Below are 14,513 nucleotides of genomic sequence, written 5' to 3' on the forward strand. Positions count from 1 at the left end.
CGGCGCCTTGCAATCGAGTCATAACGATCATGTACCAGTGAAAATCTGACGCCTACAGGGTGGGTCGTATCCAGTACAGGGATGGTCGCATCCAGTGTCAGTGACGTCGTTTACAGCTTTTTTCTGCCCCGTCTGGCCATCTGAACCGCATAAAAACGGCGAAAACACGGGAGAAAACCGGCACGGCGTTGGTGGGCATGAGTGCGTCGGTGTCAGACGCCGAGCGACCCGGCAAAAGCCTGATGATGCGGGCATTCCGGCGGATCGCAGCTTGAGCGTAGCAGCTCCGCCAGCGGGCGCTTAATGCCCGGGAACGGCATCCTCAGGAGCTCTGCAGCAATGGCTATCAGCGTTTTCGACCTGTTCAAGATCGGCATTGGCCCGTCCAGTTCTCACACCGTCGGGCCGATGCGCGCCGCCGCCCTGTTTGTCGAGTCGTTGCGCGACAAATTCCTGCTGGAGCAGGTACGGCGTATAGAAGTGCAACTGTTCGGTTCGCTGTCGGCCACCGGTATCGGGCACGGCAGCGACAATGCGGTGATCATGGGCCTGATGGGCGAGTGGCCGGACGCAATCGACCCGTCGCAGATCGGCCCGCGGATTCAGGCGCTGCGTGAAACTCACACACTTCTGTTGGATGGGCGCTTGTCGGTGCCGTTTGTCTGGGCTCGCGACATGCGTCTGATCGACGAGAACCTGCCGTTCCACCCCAATGCGATGACCCTGATTGCCGAAGGCGATCATGGAGAGATTCATCGCGACACCTACTATTCGGTCGGTGGCGGTTTTGTCGTGGATCAAGCGCAGGCATCCAGCGGCGTGGTCGATCTGGATCGCACCGAATTGCCTTATGACTTTTCCAGCGCGGTGGAGCTGCTGGAGCTGTGCAAACAGAACAATCTGCGCGTCGCCGAATTGATGATGGCGAACGAAAAGGTCTGGCGCAGCGAAGAAGAAATCCGCGCCGGGCTGATGAAACTGTGGCGGGCGATGCAGGATTGCGTCGAGCAGGGCCTCAAGCACGAAGGCATCCTCCCCGGTGGCCTCAATGTGCGGCGCCGTGCTGCCAAACTGCATCGCAGCCTGCAGGAATTGAACAAACCCAACGTGATCGGCTCGACCCTCAGTGCCATGGAGTGGGTCAACCTGTTTGCCCTCGCGGTCAACGAAGAAAACGCGGCGGGTGGGCGCATGGTCACCGCACCGACCAATGGTGCGGCGGGGATCATCCCGGCGGTGTTGCACTACTTCATGAAGTTCAGCGAAGCGGTCACCGACGCCAACGTGGTCGACTACTTCTTGGGCGCGGCGGCGGTGGGCATTCTGTGCAAAAAGAACGCCTCGATCTCCGGTGCCGAAGTCGGCTGCCAGGGCGAGGTCGGTTCGGCCTGCGCGATGGCGGCGGCGGGGCTGGCGGAGATTTTGGGCGCGACGCCGGAGCAACTGTGCAACGCGGCGGAAATCGGCCTGGAACACAACCTCGGCCTGACCTGTGATCCGGTGGGTGGACTGGTGCAGGTGCCGTGCATCGAGCGCAACGCGATTGCCGCAGTGAAGGCGATCAACGCGGCGCAGATGGCCTTGCGTGGTGATGGTCAGCACTTCATCTCGCTGGACCGGGTGATCCGCACCATGCGTGATACCGGCGCGGATATGCATGACAAATATAAAGAGACGTCACGTGGTGGTCTTGCGGTCAGCGCCGTAGAGTGCTGAATCAGCAATACCGAGTGGAATTCTTCGCGAGCAAGCCCGCTCCCACAGTGGATCTACAGTGAACACAGAATTTGTGAACGCCCGGTTCCAATGTGGGAGCGGGCTTGCTCGCGAAGGGGCCAGACCAGTCAAAACTGCTCACCAAGTGCACACGCTAATCAAATCACGCCACCTTTTGGCGCGTCGCAATCAGATAAGAGTGTTTCCCACCCACAGCGCGCCATTCGCACCCCCTACCGTCCGTCACCCGTGCCTGCGGTGACACTCTGAAACAACCCCGCGCAAGCCTGTTCCCACAAGTGCTACCGATCTGCTCACAGGCAGCGGGGCAGGGCTTTCAACGCCGCTGATGGCACTTCGAAATACCTTTCGTCGGACGTCTTGAATAGACACGTCGCGACGTCGTTTTCAGGAGTTATTGAACAGCCATTCAATTTTAGGCATGGCAATTGCTCTGTCATAACAAAGCCCGTCTCCCACGCGAGAACGCCGGCAATAACAAGAGCCTCCGCCTGAGGCCATCACCCGCTTTGTGTGAGGAGATACCGCGATGACGTCGTTCAACTCCGGGGCCCAACCCCAGAACCGTGCGCCTCAATCCATCGGCTTTCTGCTGCTGGACAATTTCACGCTGATTTCTCTGGCCTCTGCGGTTGAACCGCTACGCATGGCCAACCAATTGTCCGGTCGTGAGCTGTATCGCTGGAGCACCCTGACGGTCGATGGCGGCCAGGTGTGGGCCAGTGACGGTCTGCAAATCACCCCCGATGCCTCCATGCACAAAGCCCCGCCCCTGGACACCGTGATCGTCTGCGGCGGCATTGGCATTCAACGTACCGTGACCCGTGAACACGTCTCTTGGCTGCAAAGCCAGGCCCGTCAATCGAAACGTCTCGGCGCCGTCTGCACCGGCAGTTGGGCCCTAGCCTGTGCTGGTCTGCTCGACGGTTTCGATTGCAGCGTGCACTGGGAATGTCTGGCGGCGATGCAGGAAGCTTTCCCCCGCGTGGCGATGAGCACTCGTCTGTTCACCCTCGACCGTAACCGTTTCACCAGCTCCGGCGGCACCGCGCCGCTGGACATGATGCTGCACCTGATCAGCCGCGATCATGGTCGCGAACTGTCTGCCGCGATCTCGGAAATGTTTGTCTACGAGCGTATCCGCAACGAGCAGGATCACCAGCGTGTGCCGCTCAAGCACATGCTCGGCACCAACCAGCCGAAACTGCAGGAAATCGTCGCGCTGATGGAAGCCAATCTGGAAGAGCCGATCGACCTCGACGAACTGGCGGTGTACGTCGCCGTGTCGCGTCGCCAGCTGGAGCGCCTGTTCCAGAAATACCTGCACTGCTCGCCGTCGCGCTACTACCTCAAGCTGCGCCTGATCCGTGCGCGGCAACTGCTGAAGCAGACGCCGATGTCGATCATCGAAGTGGCGTCGGTGTGTGGTTTCGTCTCGACCCCGCACTTCTCCAAGTGCTATCGCGAATACTTCGGCATTCCACCGCGTGACGAACGCGTAGGCTCCAACACCACCCAGCAAGTGGCGATGCTGCCGCTGCCGCAGGCAATCGTGATGTCGCCGCTGTCGGGTCCGCTGTCGGCGTTGAGTCAGGCGCGTAATGAGTCGACGTTTGCCAGCGTAAGGTTGTAGACCGGAAAGTTTTTGTGGCGAGGGAGCTTGCTCCCGCTCGAGCGCGAAGCGCTCGTAAAACCTGCGAATGCGATTTATCTGGAACAGTGCATCTGCCGGTTCGGGGCCGCTTCGCGGCCCAGCGGGAGCAAGCTCCCTCGCCACAGTTGCTCGTCAGGCGCTGTGGGTCTGTTGGTATTGCGCCAATGCCGGCAACAACTGCTTGTCGATCGCCTGACGCACCGCTGGCTGGATACTGGCTCCGCTGGTGTACATGTCCTTGACCATCTTGCGCAGTTCAAACGCGCGAACATTATCCAGACCGCGCACCGCGCACTCACAGGCCTGCTCGGCGGTTGAGCCGCTCGGCACCTGAAACCCCAATGCCTTGAGCTGGCCCAACAGGTCTTCCTGATCGATCAAATCGGCGTACATCATGGCGCGCATCCTTCTTCGGTAACGGAGGTCGTGGCTCGATTCTGGTAGGCACGGGAAGTGACGGCAAGGGCGATTTGTCGCAGTGGCTGCGACGGCTATGAACAGGTCGTTTTCGGCTAACTCACCGCCCAGGGGAGTGGGCACACTGGCCTCAGCTCGCTACACGACGGTTTGGTCACCCTCGACTGGCAGCTCCTCAACAGTACCCTCTGCCCCGATCCTGTCACGGCTTGTATCGGGGCTTTTTTTGCGTGCTGCATGCTTACCGTGCCGGTGGCAAAGCGATGATGCGACCGACATAGGCGGGGGCGGGTAAATCGGACTGCTCGGCGATGATGGCTTGCAGGCGGCTCAGGGTGTCCGTAGTGAAAGGCGCCGAACGCGGGCCGGCGAGGTCGACGTGCAGCAGCATCTGCTCGTTGCCGGCCAGTTCCTTGTCGTCGCCGGGAAGGTGCAGGCTGTGATAGAGGTGCAGGCGTTTGCTGTCGTGACCGATGATCTGCGTGCGCACTTCGACCTCGGCGTCGAGCTTCACTTCGTGCAGATAATTGAGGTGCAGTTCGAGGGTGAACAGCGAATGACAGCTGGCTTCGCGGTTGTTGCTGTCCATGCCGAGACGGTCCATCAGGGCATCGGTGGCGTAGCTGAAAATCAGCAGGTAGAAGGCATCGCGCAGGTGGCCGTTGTAGTCGACCCAGTCGGGGATGATGCGGGTTTGGTAGGTGGTGAGGGTGGGCATGGTGTCAGATCCAACATTGATGGTGGCTGGGCTGCCGTCTTCGCGAGCAAGCCCGCTCCCACATTGGAATGCGCTCACCTGTGGGAGCGGGCTTGCTCGCGAAGGGGCCGGAACTGCTGAGCAAGGATTACTCGCTGAAACTCATTCCATGCTTCTCCTTGGTGGTCTTCACCGCCTCCAGCACCGCCAGCAGGCAATCATCACGATAGCGCTCCAGCGCGGAAATGCTGTGGCGGCCGAGCTGGTCGCTGGTGCCATCGACCACATCGTCAATCAACTTGTCGGTCAGTTCCGGTGCCGGCAGATAGGTCCACGGCAACTGCAACGCCGGGCCGAACTGCGACATGAAGTGACGCATTCCGGCATCGCCACCGGCGAGGGTGTAGGTCAGGAAAGTGCCCATGAATGACCAGCGCAGCCCGGCGCCAAAGCGGATCGCGTCGTCGATCTCGCCAGTCGTCGCTACGCCGTCGTTGACCAGGTGCAGCGCCTCACGCCACAGCGCTTCGAGCAGACGGTCAGCGATGAATCCCGGTACTTCCTTGCGCACATGCAGCGGGCGCATGCCGAGGGATTCGTAGACTTGCATCGCCGCTTGCACCGCTTCTGGTGCGGTGTGCTTGCCACCGACCACTTCCACCAGCGGCAACAGGTAAACCGGGTTGAACGGATGGCCGACCACGCAGCGTTCCGGGTGGGTCGAGCTCTCGTAGAACTCGCTCGGCAACAGGCCCGAGGTGCTGGAGCCGATCAGCGCATTGGGCTTGGCCGCTGCGCTGATTTTGTTGTGCAGTTGCAGTTTCAGTTCAAGGCGCTCCGGAGCGCTTTCCTGAATGAAGTCCGCGTCGCGCACGCACTCCTCGATGGTCGCGACAAAGCGCAAGCGCTCCTGCGAGGCGCCGGGCGCCAGACCGTTTTTCTCCAGCGCGCCCCAGGCATTCGCCACGCGTTTGCGCAGCGCGCCTTCAGCGCCGGGCGCCGGGTCCCAGGCCACCACGTCGAGGCCATGGGCGAGGGCGCGCGCGACCCAGCCGCTGCCGATGACACCGCTGCCGAGGGCGGCGAAGGTTTTGATGTTGGTGATAAAACTCATAGAAACTCCCTGAAAAAGGTGTTTCCTGTAGGAGCTGCCGAAGGCTGCGATCTTTTGATTTTGATTTTTTGAAGCAAGATCAAAAGATCGCAGCCTTCGGCAGCTCCTACAGGTGAAATCGGGGGGCAGTCAGGGCCCCATTTTTTTGCTGGTGGTTAGCCGCGCTGGGTCAGGCCCATCTTTTTGCGGCCCTCAGCCGGGGTCAGCACCCGAGCGCCGAGGCGGCTGAGGATCTCGCTGGCGCGTTCGACCAGTTGGCCATTGGTTGCCAGCACACCCTTGTCCAGCCACAGGTTGTCTTCCAGGCCGACCCGCACGTTGCCGCCGAGCAGCACCGCTTGCGCGGCCATCGGCATCTGCATGCGGCCAATGCCGAACCCGGCCCAGACCGCGTCGGCCGGCAGGTTGTCGACCATGGCTTTCATGGTGGTGGTGTCAGCCGGCGCGCCCCACGGGATGCCCAGGCACAGTTGGAACAACGGGTTGTCGAGCAAACCTTCCTTGATCAGCTGCTTGGCGAACCACAGGTGACCGGTGTCGAAAATCTCCAGCTCGGCCTTCACCCCCAGCTCGGTAATGCGTCTGGCGCCAGCGCGCAGTTGCGCCGGGGTCGAGACGTAAATGGTGTCGCCGTCGCCGAAGTTCAGCGTGCCGCAATCAAGGGTGCAGATTTCCGGCAGCAGCTCTTCGACGTGGGCCAGGCGGGTCAGCGGGCCGACCAGATCAGTGTTCGGGCCGAACTCCATCGGGTGCTCGCCGGCACCGATTTCCAGGTCGCCGCCCATGCCGGCGGTGAGGTTGACGATGATGTCGACGTCGGCTTCGCGGATGCGCTCCATCACTTCGCGGTACAGCGCCACGTCGCGGCTGAACTTGCCGGTCTGCGGGTCGCGCACATGGCAGTGCACAACCGTGGCACCGGCCTTGGCGGCTTCCACGGCGGCAGCTGCGATCTGTTTCGGGGTGACCGGCACATGCGGGCTCTTGGCGGTCGTGTCGCCAGCACCGGTGAGTGCGCAGGTGATGATGACGTCGTGGTTCATGGTGCGATTTCCTTCAGGCGTGATGGGTCTGTTCGCAGCCCTTTTTCAGGCTGCGAAGGGTTGATTCGGGGTGCGTTATTGGCTGGTCAGTTGCAGGTTTTCAGCCGCCGGTTTGCCGTCGAAGGTGGTCACACCGTCGAGCCAGCGCTGCTTGTCTTCGGGGTGGTCCTTGAGCCATTGCCTGGCCGATTCGAAGGCGTCCTTGTGATCGAGCAGCGGCTGCATCATCCGGCTCTCTTCTTCGGCGGTGAACGTCAGGTTGCTCAGCAGACGACCGACGTTCGGGCATTGCTCGGCGTATTTCGGCGCGGTGACGGTCCACACCGTGGCCATGCCTTCGTTCGGGCCGAGGGCGTCGTCGCTGCCGGTGAGGTAAGTCATTTTCACGTTGACGTTCATCGGGTGCGGCGCCCAGCCGAAAAACACCACGGCCTCCTTGCGGCGTACGGCGCGGTCGACGGCGGCGAGCATCCCGGCTTCGCTGGACTCGACCAGCTGGAACTTGCCGAGGCCGAACTGGTTTTTGGCGATCATTGCCTTGATCTGCGTGTTGGCGCCCGAGCCCGGTTCAATGCCGTAGATCTTGCCGCCCAGTTCCTTCTCGAATTTGGCGATGTCGGCGAAGGTTTTCAGGCCCTTGTCGGCCAGATAAGTCGGCACGGCGAGGGTCGCGCGGGCGTCCTTCAGGCTCGGGGCTTCGAGGACTTTGACCTGGTTGGCGTCGACGAACGGGGTGATGGTCTGGGTCATCAGCGGGTTCCAGTAGCCGAGGAACAGGTCCAGCCGCTGATCGCGAATCCCGGCGAAGATGATTTGCTGGGACGCGCTGGTTTGTTTGGTGTTGTAGCCGAGGCCATCGAGCAGCACCTGGGTCATGGCACTGGTGGCGATCACGTCGGTCCAGTTGACCACGCCCATGCGCACGTTCTGGCATGACGCGGGTTCGGCCGCCATGACGCTGGCGCTCAAGAAAGCGGTACCGCTGAGTGCAAGAACGCAGCTGCTGATCAGTCGTTTCATGTCGGGTTCCTCGGCAGGTCATTATTGTGAGTTCCGGCGTCTGCGCGCCGGTGATGCCAAGTTACGCAGCAACGGCCCCGTGAAAGCGCACTGCGGCGACTGGCATTTGCACTGTAGCGACCTGTGCGCTTGAACGCTGACGACAATCGGCGTATCAACGTTCCACGCTACCCGCTAACCGAGTGCGCCCATGTCCCAGGAGTTCTACTTTCTGTTGATGCCGGGGTTTTCCGCCATCGGCTTCATCTCTGCGATCGAACCGCTGCGGGTGGCCAACCGCTTTCGCGGCGAGTTGTACCGCTGGCATGTGCTCAGCGCCGATGGCGGGGCGGTGTTGGCGAGCAATGGCATGTCGGTCAATGCCGACGCGGCGCTGGAGCCGCTGAAGAAGGGCGCGACGCTGCTGGTGGTCGCCGGGTTCGAACCGCTGAAGTTCGCCACGCCAACCCTTGAGCACTGGCTGCGCCGGCTGGACAACGAAGGCGTGACCCTCGGCGCCATCGACACCGGCAGTTTCGTGCTCGCGGAGGCCGGCCTGCTCGACGGTCATCGCCTGACCCTGCACTGGGAAGCCATCGATGCTTTCAAAGAGTCTTATCCACAGCTCAGCGTCACCCAGGAGCTGTTCGAGATCGATCGGCGGCGTATCACCTCGGCGGGTGGCACCGCCTCCATTGATTTGATGCTCGACCTGATCGCCCAGGCCCATGGCCCGCAATTGGCGATTCAGGTCAGCGAGCAGTTTGTATTGGGGCGGATTCGTCCGCGCAAAGACCACCAGCGCATGGAAGTCGCCACGCGCTACGGCATCAGCAACAAGAAACTGGTGCAAGTGATTGGCGAGATGGAACAGCACAGCGAACCGCCGCTGACCACACTGCAACTGGCGGAATCGATCAAGGTGACGCGGCGACAGCTGGAGCGTTTGTTTCGGCTGCACCTGAACGACACGCCGAGCAATTTCTATCTGCGTCTGCGATTGGAGAAAGCCCGGCAGCTGTTGCGCCAGACCGACATGAGCGTGCTCGAAGTCAGCATCGCCTGCGGCTTTGAATCTCCGTCGTATTTCACCCGCAGCTACCGGGCGAAGTTCGCACGCTGCCCCCGCGAAGACCGGCGTACCGTACAGGCTTGATGGGCGCACCAAAACCCAATGTGGGAGCGGGCTTGCTCGCGAATGCGGAGTGTCAGTCGAAACATGAGTTGACTGATCCACCGCATTCGCGAGCAAGCCCGCTCCCACAGTTGGTTTGTGTCGTCTGGAGGATAGGGTTACTTCTTCACCAACGCCGAACACGCCGCCTTGTAAGCCTCATGCTGATACTTGTTCAGCGTCCCCGGCAGCTCAAAGTTGTGCTTCTTGGCCTGCGCATTGATCGTCTGCGGCGACAACAACGTCACCTCACACCCGTCCAGCAACTGAAACACACCCTCGATCTTGAACGTGGTCGGGCCACCGGCAAACTCGCCCTTCTTGCTGCGCTTCTTGATCGCAATCCGGTCAATCGAATGCTCGCGCACAAACGAAGCGACCTGCGCCGCGAAACGTTTGACGTTGGCCGCCTCGTCATCATCGTCGAGGGCGATTTTCTTGGTGTTGAGCGCCACATGGCTCAGCGTTGCCCCGTCAAGGGAGGCCACGGCGATAATCGCTTCGCTGCCTTTGATTTCGATGCCGCAGATGTTCATGGGAATTCCTTTGAATGAAGAGGGCAGCCTACAACTCAAGCTGATTGGCGGTGATGCCGAACGCTGCGGCAATTTTCTCCCGAGTTGCCTTGCGTGGCTTCGCTACCGTTTCCTGTTGAGCGAACGCCGGCTGGGAAATTCCCAGACGTTTCGCCGCTTCTTCCTGAGTCAGCTTCAGGTGTTCGCGCCAGGCACGGATCGGTGTCGCCCCGTCAACCATGCGGCTCACCACCTCATGCGGGATCAGATCGGGCTGCATTTTCTGCGCGACGTATTGAGCGTAGGGTATGACTACGAAGGCCGGGTTGCCCTCGGCATCTTTGATGATCTGGATGTCGGCAGGTGGATTCATGGCGTTGGAAATATAAGTCTTTTATAAGATTTTCGAATCTTTACTTATATTTCCCAGTCGGCCAATCAACAACGTTTGTCGGCATGTTGCCGAACTTCCAGGATCACTCCTGCCCAATCGACTCCAGAAACTCCGACCGTTCGTCACTCATCCGTGCCACGCAGTCATTCTGCGCAATCTTGAACGCCTTGCTGCCTTCGGTGGCGGGGAACGCTTCTACTGCGCAATCGGCGTCGCGGGTTTTCAGCCATTGTTGCTGGGCGGTTTTCAATTTGGCGGTGATGTCGGCCAGTTGCGCGGCGTTTTTGCCGTAGGTGGCCTGCATGCGTTCGTTGAGGCTGGCGTAGTTGTCCTTGAGCAGGTCTTCGGCGGTGGTGCGGCTGTAGGTCGAGCATTCCAGGGTCTGGACGTCGTTTTCCACCGCGTCACACGGGTTGTTGTCGGTGTCTTCGGCGGCGTGTACGCCGGTCGCAATCAGTGCCAAAGCCAGGAAGATCGATTTCATTGATGTCGCCGCTCTAATCCAGTGGTGTATCCAAGATGCGCCAGATTCTGGCTCAAGCTTGCGGGCTTGAACAGGTGGCTGGTCGGGTCGCCTGATGACGCTTTGTCGCGGATTGACGCTTTCGGCAATTCCCCTGTCGTTTTTGCACCCGGTCGCCCCGGCACCGAGGCATATGCTGGCCCCAAAGCGCCGGCAGACGATTCGGCGCATGAATCGCCAATAAGGGGACGCCTGATGAGCCCAGCCGAATTACACGCCGACAGCATCGTTATCGACGGTCTGATCATTGCCAAATGGAACCGCGAGCTGTTCGAAGACATGCGCAAGGGCGGTCTGACGGCGGCCAACTGCACTGTGTCGGTGTGGGAAGGCTTTCAGGCGACCGTGAACAATATCGCCGCCAGCCAGAAGCTGATCCGCGAAAACAGCGACCTGGTGATGCCGGTGCGCACCACCGCCGACATCCGTCGCGCCAAGGAGCAGGGCAAGACCGGCATCCTCTTCGGCTTCCAGAATGCCCACGCGTTCGAAGACCAGATCGGCTATGTCGAGGTGTTCAAGCAGCTCGGCGTCGGCATCGTGCAGATGTGCTACAACACCCAGAACCTGGTGGGCACCGGTTGCTACGAGCGTGATGGCGGCCTGTCCGGCTTCGGTCGCGAAATCGTCGCCGAGATGAACCGCGTCGGCGTGATGTGCGACCTGTCCCACGTCGGCTCCAAGACGTCCGAAGAAGTCATCCTCGAATCGAAAAAACCGGTCTGCTATTCCCACTGCCTGCCGTCGGGTCTGAAAGAGCACCCGCGCAACAAGTCCGATGCTGAACTGAAGTTCATCGCTGACCACGGCGGTTTTGTCGGCGTGACCATGTTCGCGCCGTTCCTCGCCAAGGGCATCGATTCGACCATCGACGATTACGCCGAAGCCATCGAATACACCATGAACATTGTCGGCGAAGACGCCATCGGCATCGGCACCGACTTCACCCAGGGTCACGGCCAGGACTTCTTCGAATACCTGACCCACGACAAGGGCTACGCCCGTCGTCTGACCAGCTTCGGCAAGATCATCAACCCGCTGGGCATCCGCACCGTCGGCGAGTTCCCGAACCTGACCGAAACCCTGCTCAAGCGCGGCCACTCCGAGCGCGTGGTGCGCAAGATCATGGGCGAAAACTGGGTCGATGTCCTAAAGGACGTCTGGGGCGAATGAATAACTCTGGAGCCTACTCCGCTCGCCGATAGCTGCGTCAGGTCCTCGCGCCAAACTCGCCGTACGTCCCGTACTGTCTCGCTTGTCGCTCCGGTCCTTCCTTGCTCTCGACGTGCTCGCTACGGCTCCAAAGTCATTCATACGGCTTTTTTATAAGAGCAAAGCAAAAGCTTTGCTCTGCACCGACCACGAATTTTTCTGGAGTTAAGTTTCCATGGCCAAGATCGCCCCGCAATTGCCAATCGAAGTCGACAGCGAGACCGGTGTCTGGACCTCCGACGCCCTGCCGATGCTCTATGTGCCACGGCATTTCTTCGTCAACAACCACATGGGTATCGAGGAAGTGCTGGGCGCCGAAGCCTATGCCGAAATCCTCTACAAGGCTGGCTACAAGTCCGCCTGGCACTGGTGTGAAAAAGAAGCCGAATGCCACGGCCTGGAAGGCGTCGCGGTGTTCGAACACTACATGAAACGCCTGTCGCAACGCGGCTGGGGCCTGTTCAAGATTCAGGACATCGACCTCGACAAAGGCACCGCCAGCGTCAAGCTCGAACACTCGGCATTCGTCTATGTGTACGGCAAGGTCGGGCGCAAGGTCGACTACATGTTCACCGGCTGGTTTGCCGGGGCCATGGATCAGATCCTCGCTGCACGTGGCAGCAAGATTCGTACGGTGGCCGAGCAAGTCTACGGTGGCTCCGAAGAAGGCCACGACGACGGCCTGTTCACCGTCAAACCTAAACAATAAGCAAATCGTTGAAAAAACGTAGCGAGCGAAGGCCAGGCAAGGCGAAGTCAGGCGAGAAAGCGGAGTTGACTTTAGTCAATGAGCATTTCGAGTCTGACTTCAACGCAGCATGGTCGAGCGCAGTAGTTTTTTAACGATTTGAGGAGACCGCCATGGCTTTCGAAGCTATGTTCCAGCCGATCCAGATCGGCAAACTGACCATCCGCAACCGCGTGCTCAGCACCGCGCACGCCGAGGTCTACGCGACTGACGGCGGCATGACCACCGACCGTTACGTCAAATACTACGAAGAGAAAGCCAAGGGCGGCATCGGCCTGGCGATCTGTGGCGGTTCTTCCAGTGTGGCCATCGACAGCCCGCAAGGCTGGTGGAAATCGGTGAACCTGGCAGACGACCGGATCATCCCGCACTTCCAGAATCTGGCCGACGCGATGCACAAGCATGGCGCCAAGATCATGATCCAGATTACCCACATGGGCCGTCGCTCGCGCTGGGACGGCGAGCACTGGCCGACCCTGCTGTCGCCGTCGGGCATCCGCGAGCCGGTGCACCGTGCGACCTGCAAGACCATCGAGCCGGAAGAAATCTGGCGGGTGATCGGCAACTACGCCACTGCTGCGGCACGGGCCAAGGCCGGTGGCCTGGACGGCGTCGAATTGTCTGCCGTGCACCAGCACATGATTGACCAGTTCTGGAGCCCGCGCGTCAACAAGCGGACTGACGAGTGGGGCGGCAGCTTCGAGAACCGCATGCGTTTCGGCCTCGAAGTGATCAAGGCTGTGCGCAAGGCAGTCGGCGACGATTTTTGCGTCGGCATCCGTATCTGCGGTGACGAATTCCACCCGGACGGCCTGTCCCACGAGGACATGAAACAGATCGCCAAGTATTACGACGACACCGGCATGATCGATTTTATTGGTGTCGTGGGTTCAGGGTGCGACACCCACAACACCCTGGCCAACGTGATCCCCAACATGAGTTATCCACCGGAGCCGTTCCTGCACCTGGCGGCCGGGATCAAGGAAGTGGTGAAAGCGCCGGTGCTGCACGCGCAGAACATCAAGGACCCGAACCAGGCCACGCGCATCCTTGAAGGTGGTTACGTCGACATGGTCGGCATGACCCGCGCGCACATCGCCGACCCGCACCTGATCGCCAAGATCAAGATGGGCCAGGTCGACCAGATCAAACAATGCGTCGGCGCCAACTACTGCATCGACCGCCAGTACCAGGGTCTGGACGTGCTGTGCATCCAGAACGCCGCGACGTCCCGTGAATACATGGGCGTGCCGCACATCATCGAGAAATCCACCGGGCCGAAACGCAAAGTGGTGGTGGTCGGTGCCGGCCCGGCCGGGATGGAAGCCGCGCGCGTGGCGGCCGAACGGGGCCACGACGTGACCCTGTTCGAGAAGAAAGAATTCATCGGTGGGCAGATCACTACCGCGTCGAAAGCGCCGCAGCGTGACCAGATCGCCGGCATCACCCGCTGGTTCCAGCTGGAGTTGGCGCGGCTGAAAGTCGATCTGCGTCTGGGTACAGCGGCCGATGCAGCAACCATCCTCGATCTGCGTCCGGACGTGGTGGTGCTGGCGGTCGGTGGGCATCCGTTCCTCGAGCAGAACGAGCACTGGGGCGCCGCCGAAGGGTTGGTGGTCAGCAGTTGGGACGTGCTCGACGGCAAGGTGGCGCCGGGCAAGAACGTGCTGGTCTACGACACCATTTGCGAGTTCACCGGCATGTCGGTCGCCGACTTCCTCGCCGACAAGGGCAGCCAGGTCGAAATCGTCACCGACGACATCAAACCGGGTGTGGCCATTGGCGGGACATCGTTCCCGACTTACTACCGCAGCATGTACCCGAAAGAAGTGATCATGACCGGCGACATGATGCTGGAGAAGGTCTACCGCGAAGGCGACAAGCTGGTGGCGGTGCTGGAGAACGAATACACCGGCGCCAAAGAGGAGCGGGTGGTTGATCAGGTGGTGGTGGAAAACGGCGTGCGTCCGGATGAAGAGCTGTATTACGGACTCAAGGACGGTTCGCGCAACAAGGGGCAGATCGACATCGATGCCTTGTTCGCGATCAAGCCGCAGCCATCGCTGAGTACCACCGGCGACGGCTACTTGCTGTTCCGTATCGGCGACTGCGTGGCGCAGCGTAATACCCACGCTGCGATCTACGACGCCCTGCGGTTGTGCAAAGACTTCTAAGGACTTGCACATGACCCCTGTGGGAGCGGGCTTGCTCGCGAATGCATTCTGTCAGTTCTGCATGAGTTGACTGATCCAGCGCTTTCGCGAGCAAGCCCGCTCCCACAGTAAT

The 14,513-nt window shown here is 60.6% G+C and carries 14 protein-coding genes; 6 read left to right on the forward strand and 8 right to left on the reverse strand.

Annotated features, from left to right (window positions below; translation table 11 throughout):
• Positions 1–339 precede the first annotated feature (339 nt).
• Both AC27VU_RS08650 and gbdR read left to right on the forward strand, forming a co-directional pair.
• Complete coding sequence (locus AC27VU_RS08650) at positions 340–1,716, forward strand: L-serine ammonia-lyase (RefSeq protein WP_003228991.1); 1,377 nt, start codon at positions 340–342, stop codon at positions 1,714–1,716.
• Between the two features lie 550 nt (positions 1,717–2,266).
• Positions 2,267–3,370 (forward strand): choline metabolism transcriptional regulator GbdR, encoded by a 1,104-nt coding sequence (gene gbdR, locus AC27VU_RS08655; RefSeq protein WP_201136384.1) that lies wholly within the window; start codon positions 2,267–2,269, stop codon positions 3,368–3,370.
• Positions 3,371–3,523: 153 nt separating this feature from the next.
• Here the strand turns inward: gbdR and AC27VU_RS08660 are convergent, their stop codons facing one another.
• The 5 genes from AC27VU_RS08660 to AC27VU_RS08680 form a co-directional block, all read right to left on the reverse strand.
• Complete coding sequence (locus AC27VU_RS08660) at positions 3,524–3,787, reverse strand: hypothetical protein (protein ID WP_103304375.1); 264 nt, start codon at positions 3,785–3,787, stop codon at positions 3,524–3,526.
• A gap of 262 nt (positions 3,788–4,049) precedes the next feature.
• The gene (locus tag AC27VU_RS08665) at positions 4,050–4,526 is read right to left on the reverse strand and encodes a thioesterase family protein (protein ID WP_488723870.1); all 477 of its coding nucleotides are present in this window, start codon (positions 4,524–4,526) and stop codon (positions 4,050–4,052) included.
• Between the two features lie 127 nt (positions 4,527–4,653).
• Positions 4,654–5,619 carry an L-carnitine dehydrogenase gene (locus tag AC27VU_RS08670; RefSeq protein ID WP_488723871.1) on the reverse strand — a complete coding sequence of 322 codons (966 nt, stop codon included), beginning with the start codon at positions 5,617–5,619 and terminating at the stop codon, positions 4,654–4,656.
• Positions 5,620–5,774: 155 nt separating this feature from the next.
• The gene (gene cdhC / locus AC27VU_RS08675; RefSeq protein ID WP_103484867.1) at positions 5,775–6,662 is read right to left on the reverse strand and encodes a 3-dehydrocarnitine:acetyl-CoA trimethylamine transferase CdhC; all 888 of its coding nucleotides are present in this window, start codon (positions 6,660–6,662) and stop codon (positions 5,775–5,777) included.
• A 75-nt stretch (positions 6,663–6,737) separates the two neighbouring features.
• The gene (locus tag AC27VU_RS08680) at positions 6,738–7,682 is read right to left on the reverse strand and encodes a choline ABC transporter substrate-binding protein (protein WP_488723872.1); all 945 of its coding nucleotides are present in this window, start codon (positions 7,680–7,682) and stop codon (positions 6,738–6,740) included.
• 190 nt (positions 7,683–7,872) lie between these two features.
• Here AC27VU_RS08680 and AC27VU_RS08685 point away from each other — a divergent pair, with 190 nt between their 5' ends.
• Complete coding sequence (locus AC27VU_RS08685) at positions 7,873–8,817, forward strand: GlxA family transcriptional regulator (protein WP_488723873.1); 945 nt, start codon at positions 7,873–7,875, stop codon at positions 8,815–8,817.
• Between the two features lie 137 nt (positions 8,818–8,954).
• Here the strand turns inward: AC27VU_RS08685 and AC27VU_RS08690 are convergent, their stop codons facing one another.
• From AC27VU_RS08690 to AC27VU_RS08700, 3 genes are all read right to left on the reverse strand, one after another.
• A complete protein-coding gene (locus AC27VU_RS08690; RefSeq protein ID WP_064589572.1) occupies positions 8,955–9,371 on the reverse strand; it encodes a DUF3010 family protein in 417 nt (138 codons plus the stop codon).
• A 28-nt stretch (positions 9,372–9,399) separates the two neighbouring features.
• Positions 9,400–9,723 carry a helix-turn-helix domain-containing protein gene (locus AC27VU_RS08695; protein WP_488723874.1) on the reverse strand — a complete coding sequence of 108 codons (324 nt, stop codon included), beginning with the start codon at positions 9,721–9,723 and terminating at the stop codon, positions 9,400–9,402.
• Positions 9,724–9,826: 103 nt separating this feature from the next.
• Positions 9,827–10,228 (reverse strand): lysozyme inhibitor LprI family protein, encoded by a 402-nt coding sequence (locus AC27VU_RS08700; RefSeq protein ID WP_003228981.1) that lies wholly within the window; start codon positions 10,226–10,228, stop codon positions 9,827–9,829.
• A 234-nt stretch (positions 10,229–10,462) separates the two neighbouring features.
• On the opposite strand from AC27VU_RS08700, the gene AC27VU_RS08705 reads away from it, so the two are divergent.
• From AC27VU_RS08705 to dgcA, 3 genes are all read left to right on the forward strand, one after another.
• Positions 10,463–11,440 (forward strand): dipeptidase, encoded by a 978-nt coding sequence (locus AC27VU_RS08705; protein WP_338800190.1) that lies wholly within the window; start codon positions 10,463–10,465, stop codon positions 11,438–11,440.
• A 214-nt stretch (positions 11,441–11,654) separates the two neighbouring features.
• Positions 11,655–12,188 (forward strand): DUF5943 domain-containing protein, encoded by a 534-nt coding sequence (locus tag AC27VU_RS08710; protein ID WP_065260203.1) that lies wholly within the window; start codon positions 11,655–11,657, stop codon positions 12,186–12,188.
• Between the two features lie 152 nt (positions 12,189–12,340).
• Entirely contained in the window at positions 12,341–14,401 is a 2,061-nt protein-coding gene (gene dgcA, locus AC27VU_RS08715) for a dimethylglycine demethylation protein DgcA (protein ID WP_003228979.1), read from the forward strand.
• Positions 14,402–14,513: the final 112 nt, after the last annotated feature.

The sequence above is a fragment of the Pseudomonas sp. 14P5.3.2 genome, from assembly GCF_057799175.1.

Excerpts from the sequence above, each read along its gene's own strand:
- cdhC (WP_103484867.1), bottom strand. The coding sequence starts at position 6,662 with ATGAACCACGACGTCATCATCACCTGCGCACTCACCGGTGCTGGCGAC.
- AC27VU_RS08710 (WP_065260203.1), top strand. The coding sequence starts at position 11,655 with ATGGCCAAGATCGCCCCGCAATTGCCAATCGAAGTCGACAGCGAGACC.
- AC27VU_RS08685 (WP_488723873.1), top strand. The coding sequence starts at position 7,873 with ATGTCCCAGGAGTTCTACTTTCTGTTGATGCCGGGGTTTTCCGCCATC.
- gbdR (WP_201136384.1), top strand. The coding sequence starts at position 2,267 with ATGACGTCGTTCAACTCCGGGGCCCAACCCCAGAACCGTGCGCCTCAA.
- AC27VU_RS08665 (WP_488723870.1), bottom strand. The coding sequence starts at position 4,526 with ATGCCCACCCTCACCACCTACCAAACCCGCATCATCCCCGACTGGGTC.
- AC27VU_RS08695 (WP_488723874.1), bottom strand. The coding sequence starts at position 9,723 with ATGAATCCACCTGCCGACATCCAGATCATCAAAGATGCCGAGGGCAAC.
- dgcA (WP_003228979.1), top strand. The coding sequence starts at position 12,341 with ATGGCTTTCGAAGCTATGTTCCAGCCGATCCAGATCGGCAAACTGACC.
- AC27VU_RS08705 (WP_338800190.1), top strand. The coding sequence starts at position 10,463 with ATGAGCCCAGCCGAATTACACGCCGACAGCATCGTTATCGACGGTCTG.
- AC27VU_RS08650 (WP_003228991.1), top strand. The coding sequence starts at position 340 with ATGGCTATCAGCGTTTTCGACCTGTTCAAGATCGGCATTGGCCCGTCC.
- AC27VU_RS08680 (WP_488723872.1), bottom strand. The coding sequence starts at position 7,682 with ATGAAACGACTGATCAGCAGCTGCGTTCTTGCACTCAGCGGTACCGCT.
- AC27VU_RS08700 (WP_003228981.1), bottom strand. The coding sequence starts at position 10,228 with ATGAAATCGATCTTCCTGGCTTTGGCACTGATTGCGACCGGCGTACAC.
- AC27VU_RS08670 (WP_488723871.1), bottom strand. The coding sequence starts at position 5,619 with ATGAGTTTTATCACCAACATCAAAACCTTCGCCGCCCTCGGCAGCGGT.
- AC27VU_RS08690 (WP_064589572.1), bottom strand. The coding sequence starts at position 9,371 with ATGAACATCTGCGGCATCGAAATCAAAGGCAGCGAAGCGATTATCGCC.
- AC27VU_RS08660 (WP_103304375.1), bottom strand. The coding sequence starts at position 3,787 with ATGATGTACGCCGATTTGATCGATCAGGAAGACCTGTTGGGCCAGCTC.